This is a genomic window from Saccharomonospora sp. NB11, from assembly GCF_015910535.1.
In the GTDB taxonomy this organism is placed as follows: domain Bacteria; phylum Actinomycetota; class Actinomycetes; order Mycobacteriales; family Pseudonocardiaceae; genus Saccharomonospora.
Genome location: NZ_JACBJG010000006.1, coordinates 22,982 through 43,275, shown reverse-complemented (window position 1 = coordinate 43,275; position 20,294 = coordinate 22,982). Strand labels below are relative to the sequence as shown.

Here is a 20,294-nt window from a genome sequence, read left to right as displayed (position 1 = left end):
AGCGTTCGTTCTTCCTTCTTCGGGAAAACCGTCAGCGCGCCAGAGCGCCGGCACCCAGGTCGAGCAACTCGGTGGCCAGCCTGCGGCCGAGTTCCTCGGCCTCGTTCTTCTCCGCGACCGCCGACGCGCGCAGGATTCGCACCGAGTCACCCTCGACGGCGGTGGCGGCGACACCCCGCATCGAGAGGCGCTCCACCACGGTGCCGTCACCGTCGACGTCCTCGACGACCTCGGCCAACGCCCCCACGGGCGCACTGCAGCCCGCTTCGAGCGTCGCGAGCAACGCCCGCTCCGCCGTCACGGCCACCCGGGTCGGCTCGTGATCCACGACCGAGTGGACGAGGTGCTCGGTGTCCACGTCGTCGACACGGGTCTCGACCGCCAACGCACCCTGCGCCGGTGCGGGCAGCATCTGCAGGGGATCGAGGGTCTCGGTGATCAGCCCGAGCCGATCGGTGCGCGCCAACCCGGCTCGGGCCAGCACGACGGCGTCGAGCTCGCCCGACTCCACCATGCCGAGTCGCCTGTCGATGTTGCCACGGATCGGCACGACGTTCAGGCCGAGGCCGAGTGCCCGGAGCTGGGTCATCCGCCGAGGCGATCCGGTCCCGACGGTGGAACCCGGTGGCAACTCTCCCAGAGTGAGCCCGTCACGCGCCACCAGTGCGTCGCGCGGGTCCTCTCGTTCCGACACGGCCGCCAGCGCGATACCGGGCTGCGGCGCGGTGGGCAGGTCCTTGAAGGAGTGCACCGCGATGTCGACCTCGCCGTCCAGGAGAGCCTGGCGCAGCGCGGAGGTGAAGACCCCCACCCCGATCTCGGCGATCGGCGCGGTCGACTGGTCGCCCGGGGTCGACACCGGCACCAGCTCGACCGTCCACCCCGCCTTCTCCAGCAGCGCGGCGACCGTGCCCGTCTGGGACATCGCGAGCCTGCTGCCGCGGGTGCCGATGCGGAGGGTCCTGGAGGTCTTGCCGACGTGCGTGTCAGCCGTGTCAGTCACTTCGTTCACCGTCGATCTGCTCGTGCTTGGACGCCACCGACGGGCTCGACACCACGGTCGGTGCCTGCGGGTCGAGGCCGAACAGCTCCCGCAACGCGTTCGCGTAGTCGGTGTCGGCCTTCTCGGCGGCGAGTTGCTTGACGCGCACGGTCGGGGCGTGCAGGAGCTTGTCCACGACCCGGCGCACCGTGCGACCCAGTTCGTCGCGGACGGCGTCGTCGAGGTCGGGAAGGCGCCGGTCGAGCCGCAACAGCTCGGCGTCCACCACCTCGGCCGCCCGCTTGCGCAACGCCGTCACGGTGGGGGTCACCGCCGCGCTGCGCTGTCCGGCCAGGTAGTCGCGCACCTCGTCGAGCACGATGCCGGAAGCCTTGGCGAGCTGCTTGTCCGTGGTGGCCGTCCCGGCGTCGGCCATGCGCTGGCGCACCGTCTCCAGGTCCACCAGCGACACACCGGCCACCTGCTCCACGGCCGGGTCGACGTCGCGGGGCAGCCCCAGGTCGCAGACCACCACGGGGCGGTCGGCACGCGGCGCGACGTGCTCGGCGAGGAGCACGGGGTTCTTGGCGCCGGTACACACCACCACGACGTCGGCCGCCGCGACCTGCTCGGCCAGCTCGGCCATCGGAGCGGACGTGGCGGGCACCCCCTGCTCGGTGATCGAGGCAGCGAGCCGGGCAGCGCGCTCGGGCGTGCGGTTGACCACGGTGATCGAGGCGACGCCACCCTTGCGTAGCTGGGACGCCGACAACGCGCCCATCGAGCCCGCGCCGACGACCAGCGCCCGCTTGCCGGCGAGTTCACCCGCGGCGGCCAGCGCCTCCGAGACCACGGATGCCCCGAGCCGGTCCAGTCCGGTCTCGCTGTGCACGCGCTTGCCGACCCGCAACGTCGTCTGCACCAACTCGTGCAGCGTGCTGCCGACCGTCCCCGCCTCCCTGGCGGCGGCGTAGGCGGCCCGCACCTGCCCGAGGATCTGCGTCTCACCGACGACCATCGAGTCCAGACCGGACGCGACCGAGAACACGTGCTCCACGGCCGCACCCGCGTAGTGCACGTAGAACTTGTCGTAGAGCTGGGCGGGTTCCAGACCCGCCTGCCGGGCCAGCACCTCGGAGATGCCCGAGAGTCCGCCGTGGAAGGTCTCGACCACGGCGTAGACCTCGATGCGGTTGCACGTCGACAGCAGCATGACCTCGGACACGTCGTCCGCCTGCTGGAGGTCGTGCAGGACCTTGCTCACCTCGGCGGCGGGAACCGCAGCGCGTTCCAGGGTCGTCAGGTCGGCGGTCCGATGGGAGAGGCCGATCGCCAGGACACTCATCAGGACACCACCACATCCTTCGTTCCGTCCGCGCCCGCGGCACCGGCCTCGTCGGCCGCCCTTCGCGCCACGTGGAAGGACAAGATCTGCAACTCCACCGCCAGGTCGACCTTTCGCACCTCGACATGTTCGGGCACCTGCAGGACCACGGGGGCGAAGTTCAGGATGCACTGCACTCCGCCGGCCACCAGCCGGTCGCAGACCGACTGCGCCGCGGTCGGCGGCGTCGCGATGACCCCGATGGAGATGCCTCGCTCGGCACACACCGTGGGGATGTCGTCGAGGTGCGACACCGGGACCCCACCCACCGGTACACCGATCAGATCGGGGTCGATGTCGAACAGCGCCTCGACGGGGAAACCGCGTCCGGGGAAGCCGCCATAGTTGGCCAACGCATGACCGAGGTTACCGATTCCCACGACCGCGACCTTGTGCTGACGGGTCAGGCCCAGGATGCGTTCGAGCTGCCCCACCAGGACCTGCACCTCGTAACCCACGCCACGAGTGCCGTAGGACCCGATGTAGGACAAGTCCTTGCGCAGCTTGGCGGAGTTCACGCCCGCCGCCGCCGACAGCTCCTCGCTCGACACCGTGGTGGCACCCTGCTCCGCCATCGCGGAGAGCACCCGCAGATAGACGGCGAGCCGGGCGACGGCCGCCTCGGGAATCGCCCGGGCGGAGTGAGCGGAACCACCGGAGCCCGTGGCGGCGACGTCGGCCGCGGCTCCCTCGTCGACCTCGTTCTCGGCCTCGGGAGCGCGCCTCGGCGCGGGTGCGGACCCATTGCGCCGGCCTTGTGCCACCACGCTGGACTCCTGTCACCAGATAGCGAAAAAATCAACTCTTGACCGAGCGGGCACGTTGGTGTTCGATGCCGGGCGCCGCGCGGCGATGGGCCTACGGTAGCCAACTTGTGAACGTAGGCACAAAGCGGCTGGTGGGGACGTTGACGCAGGACACACCCACCGCCTGACGGCCCCTCGACGGGTGTCGCCGCTCACGACGCGAGTGCGGCCCGCAGTCGTTGCTCGTCCACCGACCAGTAGCCGTGCTCGGCGTCGTCCACGAGGATCACCGGGACCCGGTCGCCGTACTCGGCACGCCACTCGGGGTCGGTGTCCACGTCGGCCGTCGACCACGGGACGCCGAGTTCGCCACAGATGCGTTCCACGTCCTGCTCCGCACGCTCGCACGCCGGGCAGCCGACGCGCGTCATCACCACGACGGTGTGTTGGGACTCAGGCATGTCCACCATCCTGACTCACCTGGTGCGCGTCGCGGAGCCCGACCCGACTCACCTTGCCCGTCACCGAGTAGGGCAGCTCGTCGGCGAACGTCACCACCTTGGGCACCTTGTACCCGGCCAGCCGTCCCGCGCAGTGCTCGATCACCTGCTGCTCGGACAGCGCCGCACCCGGCTCGGGCACGACCACGGCCCGGACCGCCTCCCCACTGCGTTCGTCGAGCATCGCGACGATCGCGACCTCGCGGACCTGGGGCAGTTCCCGGATCACGTCCTCGACCTCGTGCGGGTACACGTTGAAGCCGTTGACCAGCACGACGTCGCCCGCGCGGTCGACGAGGTGCAGGTCGCCGTCGGTGTCGACGTAGCCGACGTCACCGGTGCGGAACCAGCCGTCGGCGTCGGGCCCGTGGGCGCCGTCCGGCCAGTAGCCCGAGAACAGGTTGGCGCCCCGCACGGCCACCAGGCCGGTGCCGTCAGCGTCGTCGAACGTGTCGTCGGGGTCCGCCGGATCGAGCGGTGCACCGCTTGCGCTGCCGTCGCTGTCCACCAGGGCGACCTCCACCCCGGGCAGCGGCCTGCCGGCCGATCCCGGCTTGGCGTAGCCGGTGACGAGCGTGGACGTGACCACCGGGGACGCCTCCGTCATGCCGTAGCCCTCGTACACCGGCAGACCGGTGGCCTCGCGGATGTCGGCCAGCACCCTCGGCCGCAGCGGTGCCGCGCCGGACAGCAGCAGTCGCACCGTCGAGAGGTGTTCGCCGAGCTCGTCGGCGGGTCTGTCCGCCAGCTCGACGTACATGCCCGGCACGCCCAGGATCACGGTGACACGGTGGTACAGGCAGTCCGACAACGCGGTGCGCACCTCGAAGCGCGGCGCGGTGACCAGGGTCGCCCCGGCCGCCGTCGCGGTGAGCACCCCACATCCGAGCCCGTACACGTGGTGCATGGGCACGGCCACGAACACGCGGTCGGACGGCTCTACCGGCGGTGGCGTGACAGACCTGAGTTGCGCGACGTTGGCGAGCAGCGCCCGATGGGACAGCATCACGCCACGCGGCGCACCCGTCGTACCCGACGTGTACAGCAGGGCGGCGATGTCCTCCCCGCCGCGGTCGGTGCCGACGCTCCCCGCTTCGTCCGCGGCGTCCCCGGCGTTCGGGGCGTCCAGCACCGGCTCGACCCGCGTCACCTGGGCCGCCGACTCGACCGGGCGGTCGGTGACGACCACGCGGGTCCCGCTGTGGTCGAGGATCGTGTCCAGGTCGGGGTCGTACGGGTTGAGCGGCACGGCGATCGCGCCGACCCGCAGCACGGCGTAGAAGGACACGACGAACGCCGGGGACGTCGGCAGCCGCACTCCCACCCGGTCGCCGGGCTCGACCCCGGCGCCGCGGAGTCGCCGAGCCGTCGCCCGCACGGCGAGCTCGACGTCGCGCCAGTTCCGGGTGATTCCCGTTGCGGTGTCGATCACCGCGGGCGTGTCGGGCCGCGTGCGTGCGGCCTCCGCTACGAGGTCGCTGACGTTGCTGCTCTCACCCGTCACAACCTGCCCCTTTCCCATCCCCAGAGTGTCCCAGCGCGCACCGGCGAACCGGACACGAACCGGAGCCGTCTCCGATTCGCAACAAGAACACCACTACCTACTTGGCGGTAACAACACGTATGCTCCATCGGGCGACGTAGTGGCGATGATCACGCGGAGGCCGGGAACGGGCCCGGAGGAGGTGCGACACGTGAGCATGCCGATCGCTGTTGCTGCTGGTCCAGCACCCTCGACGCTGGCAGGAGCGAGACGGAGTTCCGCGCGATCCGAGCCCACCGATCCGACCGTGGCCGAGAACTGGGAACTCGTCCGCGCCGCCCAACGCGGCGACACCACCGCCTTCGCGACGCTGTACGACCGCCACGTCGACGCGGTCTTCCGCTACGTGTTGCTCCGTGTCGGCGACCGCCACCTCGCCGAGGACGTCACCAGTGAGACCTTCCTCCGCGCCCTGCGACGTATCACGTCGATCTCCTACCAGGGCCGTGACGTGGGTGCCTGGTTCACCACCATCGCGCGCAACCTCGTGTTCGACCACGTCAAGTCGAGCCGCTTCCGCCTTGAGGTCGTCACGGACGACGTCGCCGAACCCGGCGTGAGCTCGGACGCACCACCCGGCCCCGAACAACAGGTCATCAGCAGGACCACCAACGACGAACTGCTGCGATGTATCGCCGACCTCGGCGACGACCAGCGGGAATGCATCATCCTGCGCTTCATCCAGGGCTACTCCGTGTCGGAGACGGCCTCGATCATGCAACGCAACGAAGGCGCCGTGAAGGCGCTGCAGCACCGCGCCGTCCGACGCCTCGCCAAACTGCTCCCCCGCGGCGTGTGGTGAGCCACGCACCGTAACCGCACCTGCCCGTGACTCGTTGCTCCGGCGACGGCGAAAGAGCGACGAACGACCGGTGTGGAGGCGGACGCGGTGACCAGGACTGCGTGGCTCCGCACTCGCAGACGCGACGACGAGCGGTTCGCCCGCGCCGTCGACTCCCCCAGCGCCCCGGACGCGACCGGGTTCGACGCCGAACTCGCAGTGGTGGCCGCCCTGCGACGGCTGGGTGACTCCGTGGCCGTCGAGCCCGACCTGCGGGAACGCATGGCCCGACGCGTGCGGTCCGCCCCGAGGGCCTCGCGCACCCGCCCGCGTGCCGTGGCCGCGCTGACCGCCCTGGCCGCCACGCTCGCGGCGCTGGTCGGACTGGGATTCGCCCTGGCCCGCGACACACTGCCCGGTCACCCGCTCTACCCGTTGAAACGGGTGCAGGAGGCCGCCGCCCTCGGGCTGACGTTCGACGCCGAGCACGACGCGACCCGCAGGCTCTCCTACGCCGCGCGCAAGATCGAGGAAATGGCCGAGCTGGACGAACGCGACAGCGAAGGACACCGGGTGGCATTGGAGGACTTCACCCGCCACGCCACGGCGGGTGCCGCGCGACTCACCACCCTCGCCACCCGGACCGACGGTCACGGGCTCACCACGCTCGCCGCGTGGGCCGAACAGCAGTCCAGCGGGCTCGCCGGTCACGCGCTGCCGACCTCCGTCGAGGCGGACGTCACCACGCTGCTCGACCGGATCGAGCGCCGGGCGTCGCGGCTGGCCGAACGCATGGGGTGCTACGAGATCACCGCCGCCCGCACCGACGACCTCGGCGTCCTGCCCGCCACCAGCGAGTGCACCCCGCCGAACGACCCGGCCCCTGACGTCCCACCCGAGTTCCCCGCGCCGCCGCCTCGCAGCTCGGAGGCGTCCCCGCCGTCACCCCACGAGTCGGGCGACCTCCCCGTCACCGACGTCGCCGACGTCGTAGGGGAAGTCGACGAACCCGAGGCCCAGGCCGGACCACGGCCTCCGCTGCAGGCCACCGACGTCGCGGCGCGCCCGAGCGACCCCCCACCACCCGCCGAGCGACCGAGGCTCCCCGACTCGACACCGGCTCCGGCCGTGGTGAACATCCCACCGTTGCTACCCGGATTGCCCGAGGTCACCATCGGATAGCTCTCCGGTGTCGGTGCTCCGCTCGTTACTCTGTGACCAAGCGCCGAAGGCGGACCAACGTATGGAGGCGGTGTACGTGTCTCGGTGGCGGAGCCGCGGTAAGGGGCGGGAACGCGAGCGGCTCGCCGCGCTGGCGGGAGAGGCGTCGGCCGAAGCCGCCGTCGCGATGGACACCACCTCGACCGCTCCGACCGAGCCGGCCGGCGAACCCGAGACCCCGGAGCGCGCCGCCGTCCCCCAGGACCTCACCGCCGCCGCGTTCTTCGACGTCGACAACACGATGATGATGGGCGCGTCGATCTTCCACTTCGCGCGGGGCCTGGCGGCACGCAAGTACTTCAGCACCTCCGACCTCGCCGGGTTCGCCTGGCAGCAGGTCAAGTTCCGGGTCGGGGGCCGGGAGAGCCACCAAGGCGTGCAGTCCAGCCGGGAGCAGGCACTGTCGTTCGTCGCGGGCCGGACCGTCGAGGAGATGGTCGCCATCGGCGAGGAGATCTACGACGAGCTCATGGCCGACCGCATCTGGGCGGGCACCCGGGCGCTCGCGCAGATGCACCTCGACGCGGGACAGCGGGTCTGGCTGGTCACCGCAACCCCGGTGGAGCTGGCCGCGATCATCGCCCGCAGGCTAGGCCTCACCGGCGCGCTGGGCACCGTGGCCGAGAGCGTGGACGGCGTGTACACGGGACGGCTCGTCGGCGATCTGCTGCACGGCAGGGCGAAGGCGCACGCCGTGCGCGCGCTCGCCGCAAGGGAAGGCCTGAACCTGCGCCGCTGCACGGCGTACTCCGACTCGCAGAACGACGTCCCGATGCTGTCGGTGGTCGGCACCGCCGTCGCGGTGAACCCGGACTCCGGCCTGCGCGAGGTCGCTCGCGCCCGAGGCTGGGAGATCCGCGACTTCCGCACCGGACGCAAGGCCGCCAAGATCGGCGTTCCCTCGGTGCTGGGAGCGGGCGCGCTGGCCGGTGCCGTCGCCGCCGGTATCGCCTACCGCAACCGCACCTGACCAGCCCCGACCGCGCCGGGACGTGCGGGAACCGCTGACACCCGTACGTGAACTGCGGACATCCGTGCGTGGGCCGAGGACACGCGGGTCAGCCCGAGAAGATTCCTCGGCGGCGGGCGAGTCGGCGGTAGAGCATCGTCTGGATGCTCTCGCGGACCTGGTCGGTGAGGCTCAGCACGAGCATCTGGTCGTCATGCGCATCGGCGGCGTAGCCGTCGGTGCGGATCGGCTCGCCGAACTCGATGGTCCACTTCGTCGGCAGCGGCACCGTCCCCAGCGGGCCGAGCAGCGGGAAGAACGGCGTCACCGGGAAGTACGGCAGCCTCAGCAGACGTGCCAACGGCCGGATGTCGCCGATCTTGGGATAGATCTCCTCGGCCCCCACGATCGCGCACGGCACGATCGGCGCCGACGTCCGCAACGCCGCCGTCACGAAGCCGCCCCGGCCGAACCGCTGCAGCTTGTAGCGCGCCGAGAACGGCTTGCCGATGCCCTTGAACCCCTCCGGCCACACCCCCACCAACTGCCCGTCCCGCAGCAGGCGTTCGGCGTCCGGGTGACACGCCAGCGTCTGCCCCGTCCGCCGGGCGAGCGAGCCCAACACCGGGGTGTCGAACACGAGGTCGGCGCCGAGCATGCGCAGGAAGCGGCGCTCGGGATGCTCCTCGTGGACGGCGAAGGCCGTCATGACGGCGTCGAGCGGGAGCACGCCCGAGTGGTTCGACACGAGCAGCGCGCTCCCCGTGTCCGGGATGTTGTCGACACCGATCGTGGTGACTCGGAACCACCGCTCGTACAGCGGGCGCAGCAGCGGGAACAACACGGTCTCGGTCAGCTCCGGGTCGAAGCCGAACTCGTCGACCTCGAAGTCACCCCGCAGTCGCCGTCGCACGAAGTCGACGAGGTCGTCGAACGACCGAGGCTCCTCGGCGGTGTCGGCCGTGGGCAGCGGGACGACGGGTGCCCGCCCCTCGGCGTCGGCTCCGCCGGAGTGGTCGTCTCGGCCGTCGCGCTGCAGCGGCACCACCTTCGCCCGCCCGTGTGCCGTCACGCTGCTCTCGCCCCTCTCGTCAGGCCGTCGACCGGTGCCCGACGACGGCGTCGTCGAACGCCTCCCGCGTGGTCCACCTCGGCAGGTATCCGAACTCGTGGACGAGCCTGCTCGTGTCCACCACGCGTCCGTAGTTCAACTGTCGCACCAGATCGGCGGATACGTGCAGTCGGCGAGTGAGCCGCAACGCGGTCGCGAGCGGCCCCAGCGTCGCTCGGGGAAAGGCCACGCCGAGACGTCCGGCACGTCGGATCGCCTGCGACAGGAGCAGGACACCGTCCCCGGCCACGTTGAACACGCCGGGCCGGTCCTCGGCGACGGCCCGCTCCAGCACCGCGAGTGCGTCCTCGACATGCAGGAACTGGAGCCGCCCGTCGAAACCCAGGCCGGTGGGCACGAGCGGCAACGAGAGATACCGGCGCAACACGGTGTCGAGGTCGGGGGCGACGATGTCGGCGAACCGGAACGTGGTGACGTCCACGTCGGGCCGCCGCCGCGCGAAACCGCGGACGTAGCCCTCCAGCTCGACGGCGTCCTTCGACTCGCCGGTCGCGGTGGCCGGGAACAGTTCGGCGTCCTCGGTGAACACGGCCTGCGACCGAGCCGAGGCGCCGTAGACGGCGGTCGTCGAAGCGACGACCACCTTGCGCACGTGCGGCGAGCCCTGACAGGCGGCCAGCAGCCGCATCGTGCCGATGACGGTGGCTTCCTTGGTCGCCGAACGGCGACCAGAGCCCGCGGGATGGCAGGTGGCACCGGCATGGACCACCGTGTCCACCTTCGCGGAGGTCATGATCTTCGCTATCAGAGGATTGCGGATGTCGACCCGAACGAACTCCGCTCGGCCGAGCCCGCGGAGCACCTCCGAGTCGGGCGGCGCGGTGTCGACACCGACGACCCGCTCGACGTCGGAACGCGCACCCAGTCTCGACAGCAGCCGTCCACCCAGCGCACCGGAGACCCCGGTGACGAGGACGACATGGGACGGCATCAGACCCCCGTGTGACAGGCGCGGTCGCGACCCCGGTCGGCATGGACCAGGGCGGACGCTACCCCGACACCTCGGTGTCGGGGCGAGCTACGCACGCCTCGCCGGACGAACCCCTCGTCGCGGCCGTGCCGACACCCGCGGGCCTTCGGCCTCACTTACCCTGCTTGCGACGCTGCATACGCGTGCGGCGAAGCAGCTTGCGGTGCTTCTTCTTCGACATACGCTTGCGGCGCTTCTTGATTACCGAGCCCACACCACGCTCCTAACGGTCGGTCGCGAACGGCTCCTCAGGTTACCCGGGCACGTCCATGCAGCGTGCGTGGCCCTCCCCGCGTCGAGGCTCAGCCCACGTCGAAGTAGGCGTTGTCGAGGTAGGCATGAACGTCCTTCTCGGACACCCGGAACGACTTGCCCACCCGCACGGCGGGCAGCTCACCGGAGTGCACGAGCCGGTAGACGGTCATTTTCGAGACCCGCATCAGGGCGGCCACCTCGGCCACCGTCAGGAAATGCACGTGGCCACCTGAGTCGTCCTCGTGATTGTTCGGCGGCATAGCGATTCACCGTGTCCCTTGCCACGCGCCGTGCCGCTCGGCTTCCCCACCGAGCGGTACCGACACGCGCGTGCTCGCATTCGAGCGTAGCGGGAACGACGGGGGGTGGGCGACGTCTGCAGAGGCGAACGGGGGACCTCGACCGGAGGCACCTCGCCGGTCACCACCCGGGTGAGTGCGCGCTTCGCACCCACCGGGGTGGTGCGGACTCAGCCTTCGTGCGCGCGACCCAGCTCGACCGAGCGGTCACGCGCCGCCTCGATGGCGGCCAGCAGCGCGGCCCGCACCCCGTGGTTCTCCAACTCGCGGATCGCGTTGATCGTCGTGCCCGCGGGGGAGGTCACGGCTTCCCTGAGCAGGACGGGGTGACTCTCGCTCTCGTCGAGCATCTTCGCCGCGCCGACGGCCGACTGCACGATCAACCGTTCGGCGACGGCCCGCGGCAGCCCGAGCAGGATTCCCGCGTCGATCATGGCTTCCACCAGGTAGAAGAAGTACGCCGGGCCGGACCCGGACAGCGCGGTCACCGCGTCCTGCTGCGACTCCGGAACCTCCACGACCTTGCCCACGCAGCTCAGCAGCTCGGTGACGGTCCGCACGTGCTCCGGCCCCGCGTGGCTGCCCGGGGAGACGGCACTCATCGCCTCACCCACGAGCATCGGGGTGTTCGGCATGACCCGCACCACCGGCGTCCCGGCCGGGAGCCTGCGCTCGAACAGGGACGTGGGCAGGCCCGCGCACAACGACACCACGAGCGTCTCGGCCTCCAGCGCCGCAGCGAGGCTGTCGAGGACGGGGTCGATGTCCTGTGGCTTCACCGCCACGACCAACAGGTCGGCTCGCTTGGCCGCGTCCTCGACGGTCACCCCGGTGATGCCGTACTTGGCCTCCAGCTCGGCGGCTCGCTCGGGGTGCCGTTCGGTGAAGAGCAGCTCCTCCGGGGACCGTCCCCCGTTGAGCAGCCCCGACAGCAACGCTTCACCGATCTTGCCCGCACCCAGTACCGCGATGGTTCCCATGGCGCCAACCCTATGCACTCACCGCGAACGGGGCGCACCGTGAGAGGGCTGTGTCACGGCAGCGACGCCAACGCCAACTGCCGGGCCTGACACACCATGCGGCCGTGGCTGTCGACGACGACGGCGTCGGAGTCGAACCACCCCTCGTGGACGGCCCGACAGTCGACCTGGATCCGGAGCCAGCCCGGGTGAGGTCGGGTCCGCACGAGCGAGGTGAGCTGCACCGTCGGCGCCCACCCCGTCGCCCCGAGATTGAACACCACCGGTGGGTTGAGGTCCCCGGCCACCAGCAGGAAGAACGGATCGGGGTCGGCCTGCCGCGGGCGGGCCCAGAGCCGCATCCGGGGCGGGTCGTCGTGACGCCCGGTCAAGAACCCCGCGGTGGCGGGGTCGACCCGCACGTCACAGCCCTTGCTCAGGTGGAAGAGGCCCTCGGCGGTGCGACCCGACAGCGCGATCGCGCTCGGCGGCGGTTCCGGCGGAAGTGCGGGCACGTCGTGCCACACGGAAGGCCGCAGCGGCAGCCTGCCCGCCGTCACCCGGGCCTCGACGCAGCTTCGTCCCCGCTGCTCGATGCTCACGGCCACCACCGTGGTGCGCCTGCCCGCCTTGCGGACGTCGGTGCGCAAGAGCACGGGCCCCAACGCCAGCGCGTGGAGGAACTCCGCGCTCACCGCCAACGGTTCGGTGGGAGGTTCACCCGCCTCGAACAACGCGCGGACGGCGGCCTTCGCCGCGAGCGCGAGCAGGAACCCGCCGTGGGGATGCCTGCCGATCGACCATTCCAGCCGGAGATCGGCCGTGAACGTCCCGTCCCCGAGCGACCGCACCTCGCACGCCGCCGAGAAGGGCAGCGGCTCCGAATCCACCGCGCTCACGAACGGCTGGCCAACGCGCGCAGGAACAACGCCAGGTTCGCGGGGCGTTCCGCCAGCCTCCGCATCAGGTAGCCGTACCACTGTTCCCCGAACGGTACGTACACACGCACGGTTTCCCCTTCCGCCGCCAGCCGACGCTGCTCGTCGGGCCGGACGCCGTACAGCATCTGGTACTCGTAGCTGCCCTTCTCCCTGCCGTACCAGCGCGTCCGCTGTCGCAACAGCCCGACCAGACGCGGGTCGTGGGTCGCGAACATCGCGTACGCGCCACCCTCCAGCAGCAGATTGGCACAGCGCACGTAGCTGAGGTCGACCGCGTGGGCGTCGGGCAGCACGACGTCGGCCGGCTCGGCATAGGCGCCCTTGCACAGGCGCACCCGGGAGCCCTTGTGTGCCAACGTGGCGACGTCCGACTCCGTGCGGGTCAGATAGGACTGGACCACTGCGCCGACCCACGGCCAGGTGCGGCGGGCCTCGGCGACCACCCGCAACGTGCCGTCGGTGGTGGTGTGGTCCTCCATGTCCACGGTCACGGTGGTGCCACAGTCCTCCGCCGCCGCACAGATACGACGCAGGTTGCGCGACGCCATCGTCTCGTCACCGTCCACGGTGAGCGCCGACAGCTTCACACTCACCTCGGCGCTGCCGGACAGCCGCTCCGCGGCCAACGCGTCGAGCAGCCGCAGGTAGGTGTCGACCGTCCGCTCGACGAGTTCCGGGTCGCGGGTGTACTCACCGAGGTAGTCCAACGTCGCACAACGGCCGTCGGCCGCGAGTTCCTTCACGGCTCTCAGGGCATCGGAGACTGTCTCACCAGGCACGAACCGGGCGACGATCTGCCGCGTACCCGGGGCCGTGGCGACCACGCGCCGAATCAGGTCGTTGTCGGCGGCGGCGAGGATGAATGATCGCAGCGGCTCCACGAAGCAAACTCTACGGGTCCGGAGCGTGAACGCCATGCCTACCCGGGGGAACATCGGAACCCTCGATGGTGACGCTACGCACGTTGACGATCACTGTCCGAGATGGAGTCGGGTGAACAACAGCGCCTCGGCGAGGTCGGCCACCCGATTGGCTGGGTAGCGAGCCGACCGCGTGTTGATCTCCAACACCACGGCGCCCTCGTAGTCGCGCTCCACCAGTCGTTCCAGGAGCTCACCACACGGCTGACCGCCCCGCCCCGGCACCAGGTGTTCGTCCTTCGGCACACCGGTGCCGTCGGCCAGGTGCACGTGGGCGAGCCCGTCGCCCATGCGGTCGGCCAGCGCCAACGCGTCCATACCCGCGGCCGCGGTGTGCGAGAGGTCGAGCGTGTAGTGCGCGTAGCCGACCTCGGTCGGGTCGATCGAGGGCCGGAACGCCGAGATCCGGGCGTTGCGGCGACCTCCGGGGGGCCGCACCTTGAACATGTTCTCCACGGCGATCACCACCCCGCTCTCCTGTTCGAGCTCGGCCACGAGGTCGGAGAAGCGGTCTCCGTAACGCCGCTGCCAGCGGAACGGCGGGTGCACCACCACCGTCCTCGCCTCCAGTTCGAGCGCCGCCTCCACCGACCGACGCAACCGGACCTCCGGGTCCGGTGACCACACGCGCTGGGTGATGAGCAGCGACGGGGAGTGCACCGACAACACCGGAACGCCGGTGTCGAGACTGTGCTTGCGTAGGGCGTCGACGTTCTGGCTGTCGGGGTCGACCCACACCATGACCTCGACACCGTCGAAGCCGAGGTCGGCGGCGATCTCGAACGCCCGATGCGCCCGCAGGGGCCACACCGACGCCGTCGACAGCGCCACCGGAACAGTCGAGCCGGGCACCGCTACCGCGAAACCAGCAGCAGGGCTGCCGGGGACACGGTCACCACCAGCCCGACCAGGAGGGCGAGCACCGTGGTCTGGGTGTCCTCCGCCCGACGCACCTTGCGGACGATCCACACCAGACCGACCGTCACCACGAGGGCGGCGATCAGGGCCGCGGCGGGCAACTTGCCCCACAGCCAGTTGAAGCCCAACCACACCCCGGCACCACCGGCGACGCCGAGGGCGAGTTGCCCGGCGAGCACGAGCCACTGCTTCGCGGGCGAGCCCTCCTCGGCCGGCTCGGCGTCGTCCTCACGGGCCTCGCGACGGCGGTCGTCGTCCGCCTCGGCGTCCTCGCCCCCGTCGCGGTCGGTGGCACGGTCGTCGGAGTCGCGAGCGCCGTCCGCGTCGTCGTACGGGTCGTCGTCGTAGAGGTCGTCGGCGTACGGGTCGGCACCGTAGACGCCGTACCGCGCGTCGTAGGCGCTCTCACCCAGCGGGTCGTCGTCCAGGGCTCCGCCGATGCGAGTGGCGTCCACCTCGTCGTCGTCATCATCGTCGAAGTCGGGGACGTAGTACCCGGTGTCCGGCCCCTCCTCGTCGTCGTCCAACGGGGTGGGCGGGTGGATCTGGGTCTCCTCCACCGACGAGTCGTCGACGTCGACGGCACCTCGCCGTCCCGGCCAACCGCTCAGCCCGGCCGGGGGCTCGTCGGGCCGGATCGGCTCGGCCAGCGCGGTCTTCTCGCTGTCACTCTCCGCCGCGTTGGCGGACACGGCCGGAAGCTGCTCGGTGTGCGGCTCGGGCTCGGGAGCCGGCGCACCCCGCGGTGGCCTGCGACGACGCGGCGGCATCGGGAACCGATTCGAACGCTGGGGTGCCCCCTGGGCGGGGGGCGGCGAGGCAGGCTGCTCGGACTCGTCGGCCTCGGTGAGGCCGTCGAGCCTGGCCGCCAACGTCCCCTCCTGCTGTGCGGACGGGGGCGGCGGTGCGGCGGGGACCCGCCGGGTGGCCGTCATCCGGCTCGCGGCGTCCTGCTGCCCGGCCTGCGGACCGGAGGACGGCGACTGCGGGGACTGCGGGGGCTGTCCGCCCGGCGCGGCCGGAGGCGGCGGGGTGGGTGAGGTTCCGGTGCCGGCCCCGGACGGCGCCGCGCCAGCAGGCGGCGGCACCGGGTTCGGGCCGCTGTTCTGCTGCGGCTTCCCGGGAAGGCGGAAGCCGTTGGTGGTCGGCTTGCCGTAGCCGGTGCTGTGCGTGTTGCTCGGCGGAAGGCTGGACGGGGGCCCGGCAGGGGGCTGCGTCGAGCGCGTCGCCTGTCCGCGCGGCGGCAGCGGGGGACGTGCCGGTGCCTCGGTGTTGCCGGCCGTCGGGAGGGAACCCGAATTCTGAGGCGGACGGGACGGAGCCTGCTGCGGCCCGGTGCGCTGCTGACGCGGGTGCCCGGGCGGCGTCTGGTCCTCGCCCTCGGCTCCCTGCCGCGCCTTGCGTCGTCCCACCCCGGGTGGCGGCGGTCCCTCGGCCCTGATGCGGTCGATGATCGCCTGCGGCGCCGTGTCGGTGATGCCCGGCTGGCCGTCGTCCTCGGCAGCACGACGCCGCCGACGACGCGGAGTGCCGCCGACCTGCCCGCCGTGCTCGGCGAGGAGTTCGGCAACCGTCTTCTGCGGTCGCCCGCCGTCGCTCTCTCGAGTCATCCCTTCCACCGTGCCCGTCGCCCGTTCGATACGTCCAGTGTGAAGCCAGGCATCATGCGTCCCGCCTCCGGCCGGTCAACAAGGTCTGTTCTGTGCCGTCGGAGCGGTCCAACCGTTGCAGGATGACACCCTCCCGGAGAGCCCAGGGACAGATTTCCACGGAATCGAGCGACAACGCCCGCATCGTGCTCTCCGCCACGAGCGCCCCCGCCACGAGTTGGTGGGCCCGGCTGGGGCTCACGCCTTCCAATTGCGCCAGATCCTCCGACGACATCCGCGAGATGAACGCGATGAGCTGGCGCAGACCCGCGTGGGTGAGCACACGGCTGACCCGCGGGCCTGCGGACGACGGCGCCGCGCCCGTCAGCCGCGCCAACGTCCGGAACGTCTTCGACGTCGCCACGACCCGGTCGGGCACGCCTGCCAGCCCGACGCGCTCGGAGAGATCCGAGAGCTGCTCGTCGAGCCAGGCCATGGTGGAGATCACCTCGGCGCGGGTCGGCGGGTCGTTCGTGAACCGGGTGCGGGTGAGGCGCCCAGCGCCCAGCGGCAGTGACTCGGCCAGTTCCGGCTCCTCGTCGACGCCCATAGCGATCTCCAACGAACCGCCGCCGATGTCGAGCACGAGCAGCCTTCCGGCCGACCACCCGAACCACCGGCGCACCGCGAGGAACGTCAGCTCCGCTTCCTGCTCACCTGATAACACTCGGAGGTCGATGCCCGTCTCGTCGACGACCCGCTGCAACACCTCGGCGGCGTTGACCGCGTCCCTGATCGCCGACGTCGCGAACGACATGACCTCCTCACAGCCCAGTCGCGCGGCCTCGTCGCGAGCAGCAGCGACCGCAAGAACCAGCTCGTCCGCTGCCTTCTTGTCCAGCTCACCGCTCGCGTCGATCTGCTCGACCAAGCGCAACACCGTCTTCTCGGAGTGCATCGGCGTCGGGTGCGCACCACGATGCGCGTCCACCACCAACAGATGGACCGTGTTGGACCCGACGTCGAGAACCCCTAAGCGCACAAAGCCCTACGGTACCGTCCGGGCGCGTGATACTGCTGTGACATACGGCCCGAACCGTTCGGCGGTCGTCGCGCTGCGCCGAACGTGCCGTGTCAGCCCTCGAATTTATAGCCCAACCCACGAACGGTGACCAGATGCCGCGGCGAACCGGGGTCAGGCTCGATTTTCGACCGAAGACGCTTGACATGGACGTCCAGAGTCTTCGTGTCCCCGACGTAGTCGGCACCCCAGACCCGGTCGATGAGCTGACTGCGGGTGAGCACCCGGCCGACGTTGCGGAGGAGGTACTCCAGCAGGTCGAACTCCTTGAGCGGCAACGCCACCTCCGTGCCGTCGACCGTCACGACGTGTCGCTCGACGTCCATGCGCACCGGACCTGCGCTGAGCACCGGCTCGGGTTGCTGACCGTCGTTCGCCGAGTCCGCGCCCCTCCGCAGCACCGCCCGGATGCGGGCGATGAGCTCCCGCGCCGAGTAGGGCTTCGTCACGTAGTCGTCGGCCCCCAGCTCCAGGCCCACCACCTTGTCGATCTCGCTGTCCCGCGCGGTCACCATGATCACCGGCACACCGGAGCGCTGCCGGAGCTGCTTGCACACGTCGGTGCCGCTCATGCCGGGCAGCATCAGGTCGAGCAGGACGATGTCGGCACCGTTGCGGTCGAACTCGTCGAGGGCCTGCTTGCCGTCGGAGGCGACGGCCGTCGTGAATCCCTCCTTCCGCAGCAGGAAGGCCAGCGGGTCGGCGAACGACTCCTCGTCCTCCACGATCAGGACCCTGGTCACGACGTTCCTCCTCTTTCGGTGCTCTCCTGCGTGGCCGCGGGCACGATCTGCTCACTCGCGCGCAACGCCGGGACCCCGGCGGCGTCGGCGGGGATGCGCAACGTGAACGTCGATCCGACGCCGGGGCTGCTCCACAGCCGCACCTCCCCGCCGTGGTTGGCGGCCACGTGCTTGACGATGGCCAGGCCGAGGCCGGTACCGCCGGTCGCGCGGGACCGCGCCTTGTCCGCGCGGTAGAAGCGCTCGAACACCCGCTCCTGGTCCGCCTTGGCGATCCCGATGCCACGGTCGGTGACCGCGATCTCCACGGCGCCGTCGACGAGCGCGCGACTGATCGACACGGGACTGCCCGCCGGCGAGTACGCGACCGCGTTGTCGAGCAGGTTGGACAACGCCGTGACGAGCAACGTGTGGTCGCCCACCATGCGCAGGCCGCTCACGTCGTCGGTGGTGATGTCGATGTTCGCCGACTCGGCGGCGAGCCGGGTGCGGCCGAGAGCCTCCGCCACCACCGCGTCCACGTCCACCACGGTGAGCTCGGGCAACTTCTCGGCGCCCTGCAGCCGGGACAGCGCGATCAGTTCGGTGACGAGCCTGCCCAGCCGGGTCGACTCGCGCAGGATCTTCTCGCTGAACCGCCGCACCTCCTCGGGGTCGTCGGCCGCGTCGAGCACCGCTTCCGCGAGCAGAGCCATGGCTCCCACGGGGGTCTTCAGCTCGTGGCTGACATTGGCCACGAAGTCACGGCGAGTCGCCTCCAACCGCACGGCCTCGGAGTGGTCGACGGCCTCCACCACCGTGAACCCGTCGCCGAGGGGCCGCACCTCACCGAGCACGGCCGCCGGTCCCCGACCGCGTGCTGCGAGCGGCGACAGATCGATCTCGGTCGGCTGCTCCGTCTCAGCCACCCGCTCCGCGGCCTTGCGGGCCCGGGCGTCGGCCTGATTGGCCCGCACGAGCCCGAGCGCCTCGGCGCGACGGTTGTGCAGCACGAGATCGCCGAAGCGGTTGAGGACGAGTACGCCGTTGTTGGAGGAGCGGACGAACCGGTCGAGCAGTTCGGCCGCCGTCGGACCACGGGCCCCTGATCGTCTGCGGGCCAGGTTCGACCGGCCGACGGCGATACCGGCGAGGAGGCCGATCACCAGCGCGGCGATGGCCAGCGCGAACGAAGCGGACGCCGTCACGGCTGCATCGTAGGCACGAGAAGGCCCCGAGGGCCTAGTACTCGCGGGGTCGGCGTGACGGTCACGACATCCACGGGGCGGGAGTTCGCCGGACGGTCACCGGCCGTTCACCTGGTGGCCGACAAGGCGGACCGTTCCCGCCTTGTCGGCCACCGGCCTCGGCATGAGCGTCAGCGGCCCTGGCTCGCGACCGCCGCGGCGGCCCGCTTCGCCTCTTCGGGGTCGAGGTAGGTGCCGCCGGGGTTCGTGGGCTTCAGCTCGCCGTCGACGTCCTGCAGGTCGTAGCGCAGCGGGATGCCGGTCGGGATGTTGAGCCCGGCGATGTCGGAGTCGGAGATGCCGTCGAGATGCTTGACGAGCGCACGCAGGGAGTTGCCGTGCGCGGCCACGAGCACCGTGCGTCCCGCACGGAGGTCGGGCACGATCGCCGACTCCCAGTACGGCAGCAGCCGCGCGACCACGTCCTTGAGGCACTCGGTCTTCGGCATCGCCTCGCCCAGTCCGGCGTACCGCGGGTCGCCCTCCTGGCTGTACTCGCTGTCGGCCTCGATCGGAGGGGGCGGGGTGTCGTACGAGCGCCGCCACAACATGAACTGTTCCTCGCCGAACTGCTCCAGCGTCTGCTTCTTGTTCTTGCCCTGGAGCGCGCCGTAATGGCGTTCGTTGAGTCGCCAGTCGCGCCGCACGTCGATCCAGTGACGGTCGGCGACGTCGAGTGCGATGTTCGCGGTCGAGATCGCGCGCCGCAGCAGGGAGGTGTGGACGACGTCCGGGAGCAGCCCCGCCTCGACGAGGAGTTCGCCGCCCCGCCGCGCTTCCGCCTGCCCCTGCTCGGACAACGGGACGTCGACCCAGCCCGTGAAGAGGTTCTCCGCATTCCACGTGCTCTGCCCGTGTCGCAGCAGCACCAGGGTTCCAAGTTCGGCCATGTCCCCAGCCTGCCATGCCGCCGAACGGGTGTTCTCAAGCCGCGCGCCGACCTGCAGTTTCTACGCAGGGTGCCGTTCTGACCTGTTGATCTTCACCCTTCCCACGGGCAAGCTGCCAACAACTTCACGAGAGCGCGAGCAAAATCGCGTCGCGTTAACCAAGGGGGCGAATTTCACCCTATTGGGGTACTGCGTAGTCTTGTGATTACAGACCCGAGTCTGACAAGTTGACTACAACCCGCTCGGTCGGTCACCACGCACTCCC

21 protein-coding genes are annotated in these 20,294 nt (G+C 70.8%); 3 read left to right on the top strand and 18 right to left on the bottom strand.

Annotation, left to right across the window (positions count from 1 at the left end; translation table 11 throughout):
- Positions 1-31: 31 nt before the first annotated feature.
- The 5 genes from hemC to JAV51_RS10630 form a co-directional block, all read right to left on the bottom strand.
- Positions 32-1,012, bottom strand: a complete 981-nt coding sequence (gene hemC / locus JAV51_RS10650; protein ID WP_197320542.1) for a hydroxymethylbilane synthase — start codon at positions 1,010-1,012, stop codon at positions 32-34.
- Positions 996-2,327, bottom strand: a complete 1,332-nt coding sequence (locus tag JAV51_RS10645) for a glutamyl-tRNA reductase (RefSeq protein ID WP_197320541.1) — start codon at positions 2,325-2,327, stop codon at positions 996-998. Before JAV51_RS10645 ends, hemC begins: the two co-directional genes overlap by 17 nt.
- Positions 2,327-3,133: a redox-sensing transcriptional repressor Rex gene (locus JAV51_RS10640; protein WP_197320540.1), complete on the bottom strand. Its 807-nt coding sequence runs from the start codon at positions 3,131-3,133 to the stop codon at positions 2,327-2,329. The genes JAV51_RS10645 and JAV51_RS10640 overlap by 1 nt, the downstream gene beginning before the upstream one ends.
- Positions 3,134-3,324: 191 nt before the next feature.
- Positions 3,325-3,573, bottom strand: a complete 249-nt coding sequence (locus JAV51_RS10635) for a glutaredoxin family protein (protein ID WP_197320539.1) — start codon at positions 3,571-3,573, stop codon at positions 3,325-3,327.
- Positions 3,566-5,134 (bottom strand): AMP-binding protein, encoded by a 1,569-nt coding sequence (locus JAV51_RS10630; RefSeq protein WP_197320538.1) that lies wholly within the window; start codon positions 5,132-5,134, stop codon positions 3,566-3,568. Before JAV51_RS10630 ends, JAV51_RS10635 begins: the two co-directional genes overlap by 8 nt.
- 172 nt (positions 5,135-5,306) lie before the next feature.
- Between JAV51_RS10630 and JAV51_RS10625 the strand changes: the two genes are divergently transcribed.
- From JAV51_RS10625 to JAV51_RS10615, 3 genes are all read left to right on the top strand, one after another.
- The gene (locus JAV51_RS10625) at positions 5,307-5,957 is read left to right on the top strand and encodes a sigma-70 family RNA polymerase sigma factor (protein ID WP_307845861.1); all 651 of its coding nucleotides are present in this window, start codon (positions 5,307-5,309) and stop codon (positions 5,955-5,957) included.
- 87 nt (positions 5,958-6,044) lie between these two features.
- Entirely contained in the window at positions 6,045-7,118 is a 1,074-nt protein-coding gene (locus tag JAV51_RS10620; protein WP_197320537.1) for a DUF5667 domain-containing protein, read from the top strand.
- A 61-nt stretch (positions 7,119-7,179) separates the two neighbouring features.
- Positions 7,180-8,127 carry an HAD family phosphatase gene (locus tag JAV51_RS10615; RefSeq protein ID WP_197320536.1) on the top strand — a complete coding sequence of 316 codons (948 nt, stop codon included), beginning with the start codon at positions 7,180-7,182 and terminating at the stop codon, positions 8,125-8,127.
- An 88-nt stretch (positions 8,128-8,215) separates the two neighbouring features.
- On the opposite strand, the gene JAV51_RS10610 is transcribed toward JAV51_RS10615, so the two are convergent.
- The 13 genes from JAV51_RS10610 to JAV51_RS10550 form a co-directional block, all read right to left on the bottom strand.
- The gene (locus tag JAV51_RS10610) at positions 8,216-9,178 is read right to left on the bottom strand and encodes a lysophospholipid acyltransferase family protein (protein ID WP_197320535.1); all 963 of its coding nucleotides are present in this window, start codon (positions 9,176-9,178) and stop codon (positions 8,216-8,218) included.
- 19 nt (positions 9,179-9,197) lie between these two features.
- Positions 9,198-10,169 (bottom strand): NAD-dependent epimerase/dehydratase family protein, encoded by a 972-nt coding sequence (locus JAV51_RS10605; RefSeq protein WP_197320534.1) that lies wholly within the window; start codon positions 10,167-10,169, stop codon positions 9,198-9,200.
- 151 nt (positions 10,170-10,320) lie between these two features.
- Positions 10,321-10,422, bottom strand: a complete 102-nt coding sequence (locus tag JAV51_RS10600; RefSeq protein WP_017986394.1) for a 30S ribosomal protein bS22 — start codon at positions 10,420-10,422, stop codon at positions 10,321-10,323.
- An 88-nt stretch (positions 10,423-10,510) separates the two neighbouring features.
- Complete coding sequence (locus JAV51_RS10595; RefSeq protein WP_197320533.1) at positions 10,511-10,723, bottom strand: helix-turn-helix domain-containing protein; 213 nt, start codon at positions 10,721-10,723, stop codon at positions 10,511-10,513.
- 209 nt (positions 10,724-10,932) lie between these two features.
- Complete coding sequence (gene proC / locus JAV51_RS10590; RefSeq protein WP_197320532.1) at positions 10,933-11,742, bottom strand: pyrroline-5-carboxylate reductase; 810 nt, start codon at positions 11,740-11,742, stop codon at positions 10,933-10,935.
- Between the two features lie 53 nt (positions 11,743-11,795).
- Positions 11,796-12,620 (bottom strand): thioesterase family protein, encoded by an 825-nt coding sequence (locus JAV51_RS10585; RefSeq protein WP_197320531.1) that lies wholly within the window; start codon positions 12,618-12,620, stop codon positions 11,796-11,798.
- Positions 12,617-13,543: a proline dehydrogenase family protein gene (locus tag JAV51_RS10580; protein WP_197320530.1), complete on the bottom strand. Its 927-nt coding sequence runs from the start codon at positions 13,541-13,543 to the stop codon at positions 12,617-12,619. Before JAV51_RS10580 ends, JAV51_RS10585 begins: the two co-directional genes overlap by 4 nt.
- A 90-nt stretch (positions 13,544-13,633) precedes the next feature.
- Entirely contained in the window at positions 13,634-14,434 is an 801-nt protein-coding gene (locus JAV51_RS10575) for a sugar phosphate isomerase/epimerase (RefSeq protein ID WP_197320529.1), read from the bottom strand.
- 2 nt (positions 14,435-14,436) lie between these two features.
- Positions 14,437-16,110: a hypothetical protein gene (locus JAV51_RS10570; RefSeq protein ID WP_197320528.1), complete on the bottom strand. Its 1,674-nt coding sequence runs from the start codon at positions 16,108-16,110 to the stop codon at positions 14,437-14,439.
- A gap of 52 nt (positions 16,111-16,162) precedes the next feature.
- A complete protein-coding gene (locus JAV51_RS10565; RefSeq protein ID WP_197320527.1) occupies positions 16,163-17,131 on the bottom strand; it encodes a Ppx/GppA phosphatase family protein in 969 nt (322 codons plus the stop codon).
- A 92-nt stretch (positions 17,132-17,223) separates the two neighbouring features.
- Positions 17,224-17,913 (bottom strand): response regulator transcription factor, encoded by a 690-nt coding sequence (locus JAV51_RS10560; RefSeq protein ID WP_197320526.1) that lies wholly within the window; start codon positions 17,911-17,913, stop codon positions 17,224-17,226.
- The gene (locus JAV51_RS10555) at positions 17,910-19,100 is read right to left on the bottom strand and encodes a cell wall metabolism sensor histidine kinase WalK (RefSeq protein WP_197320525.1); all 1,191 of its coding nucleotides are present in this window, start codon (positions 19,098-19,100) and stop codon (positions 17,910-17,912) included. Before JAV51_RS10555 ends, JAV51_RS10560 begins: the two co-directional genes overlap by 4 nt.
- A gap of 170 nt (positions 19,101-19,270) precedes the next feature.
- Entirely contained in the window at positions 19,271-20,029 is a 759-nt protein-coding gene (locus JAV51_RS10550; protein ID WP_197320524.1) for a phosphoglyceromutase, read from the bottom strand.
- Positions 20,030-20,294: the final 265 nt, after the last annotated feature.

Bases quoted from the DNA above. Each gene is read 5' to 3' on its own strand.
- JAV51_RS10645 (WP_197320541.1), bottom strand. From the start codon at position 2,327: ATGAGTGTCCTGGCGATCGGCCTCTCCCATCGGACCGCCGACCTGACG.
- JAV51_RS10635 (WP_197320539.1), bottom strand. From the start codon at position 3,573: ATGCCTGAGTCCCAACACACCGTCGTGGTGATGACGCGCGTCGGCTGC.
- JAV51_RS10630 (WP_197320538.1), bottom strand. From the start codon at position 5,134: ATGGGAAAGGGGCAGGTTGTGACGGGTGAGAGCAGCAACGTCAGCGAC.
- JAV51_RS10615 (WP_197320536.1), top strand. From the start codon at position 7,180: ATGGAGGCGGTGTACGTGTCTCGGTGGCGGAGCCGCGGTAAGGGGCGG.
- JAV51_RS10605 (WP_197320534.1), bottom strand. From the start codon at position 10,169: ATGCCGTCCCATGTCGTCCTCGTCACCGGGGTCTCCGGTGCGCTGGGT.
- JAV51_RS10595 (WP_197320533.1), bottom strand. From the start codon at position 10,723: ATGCCGCCGAACAATCACGAGGACGACTCAGGTGGCCACGTGCATTTC.
- proC (WP_197320532.1), bottom strand. From the start codon at position 11,742: ATGGGAACCATCGCGGTACTGGGTGCGGGCAAGATCGGTGAAGCGTTG.
- JAV51_RS10570 (WP_197320528.1), bottom strand. From the start codon at position 16,110: ATGACTCGAGAGAGCGACGGCGGGCGACCGCAGAAGACGGTTGCCGAA.
- JAV51_RS10550 (WP_197320524.1), bottom strand. From the start codon at position 20,029: ATGGCCGAACTTGGAACCCTGGTGCTGCTGCGACACGGGCAGAGCACG.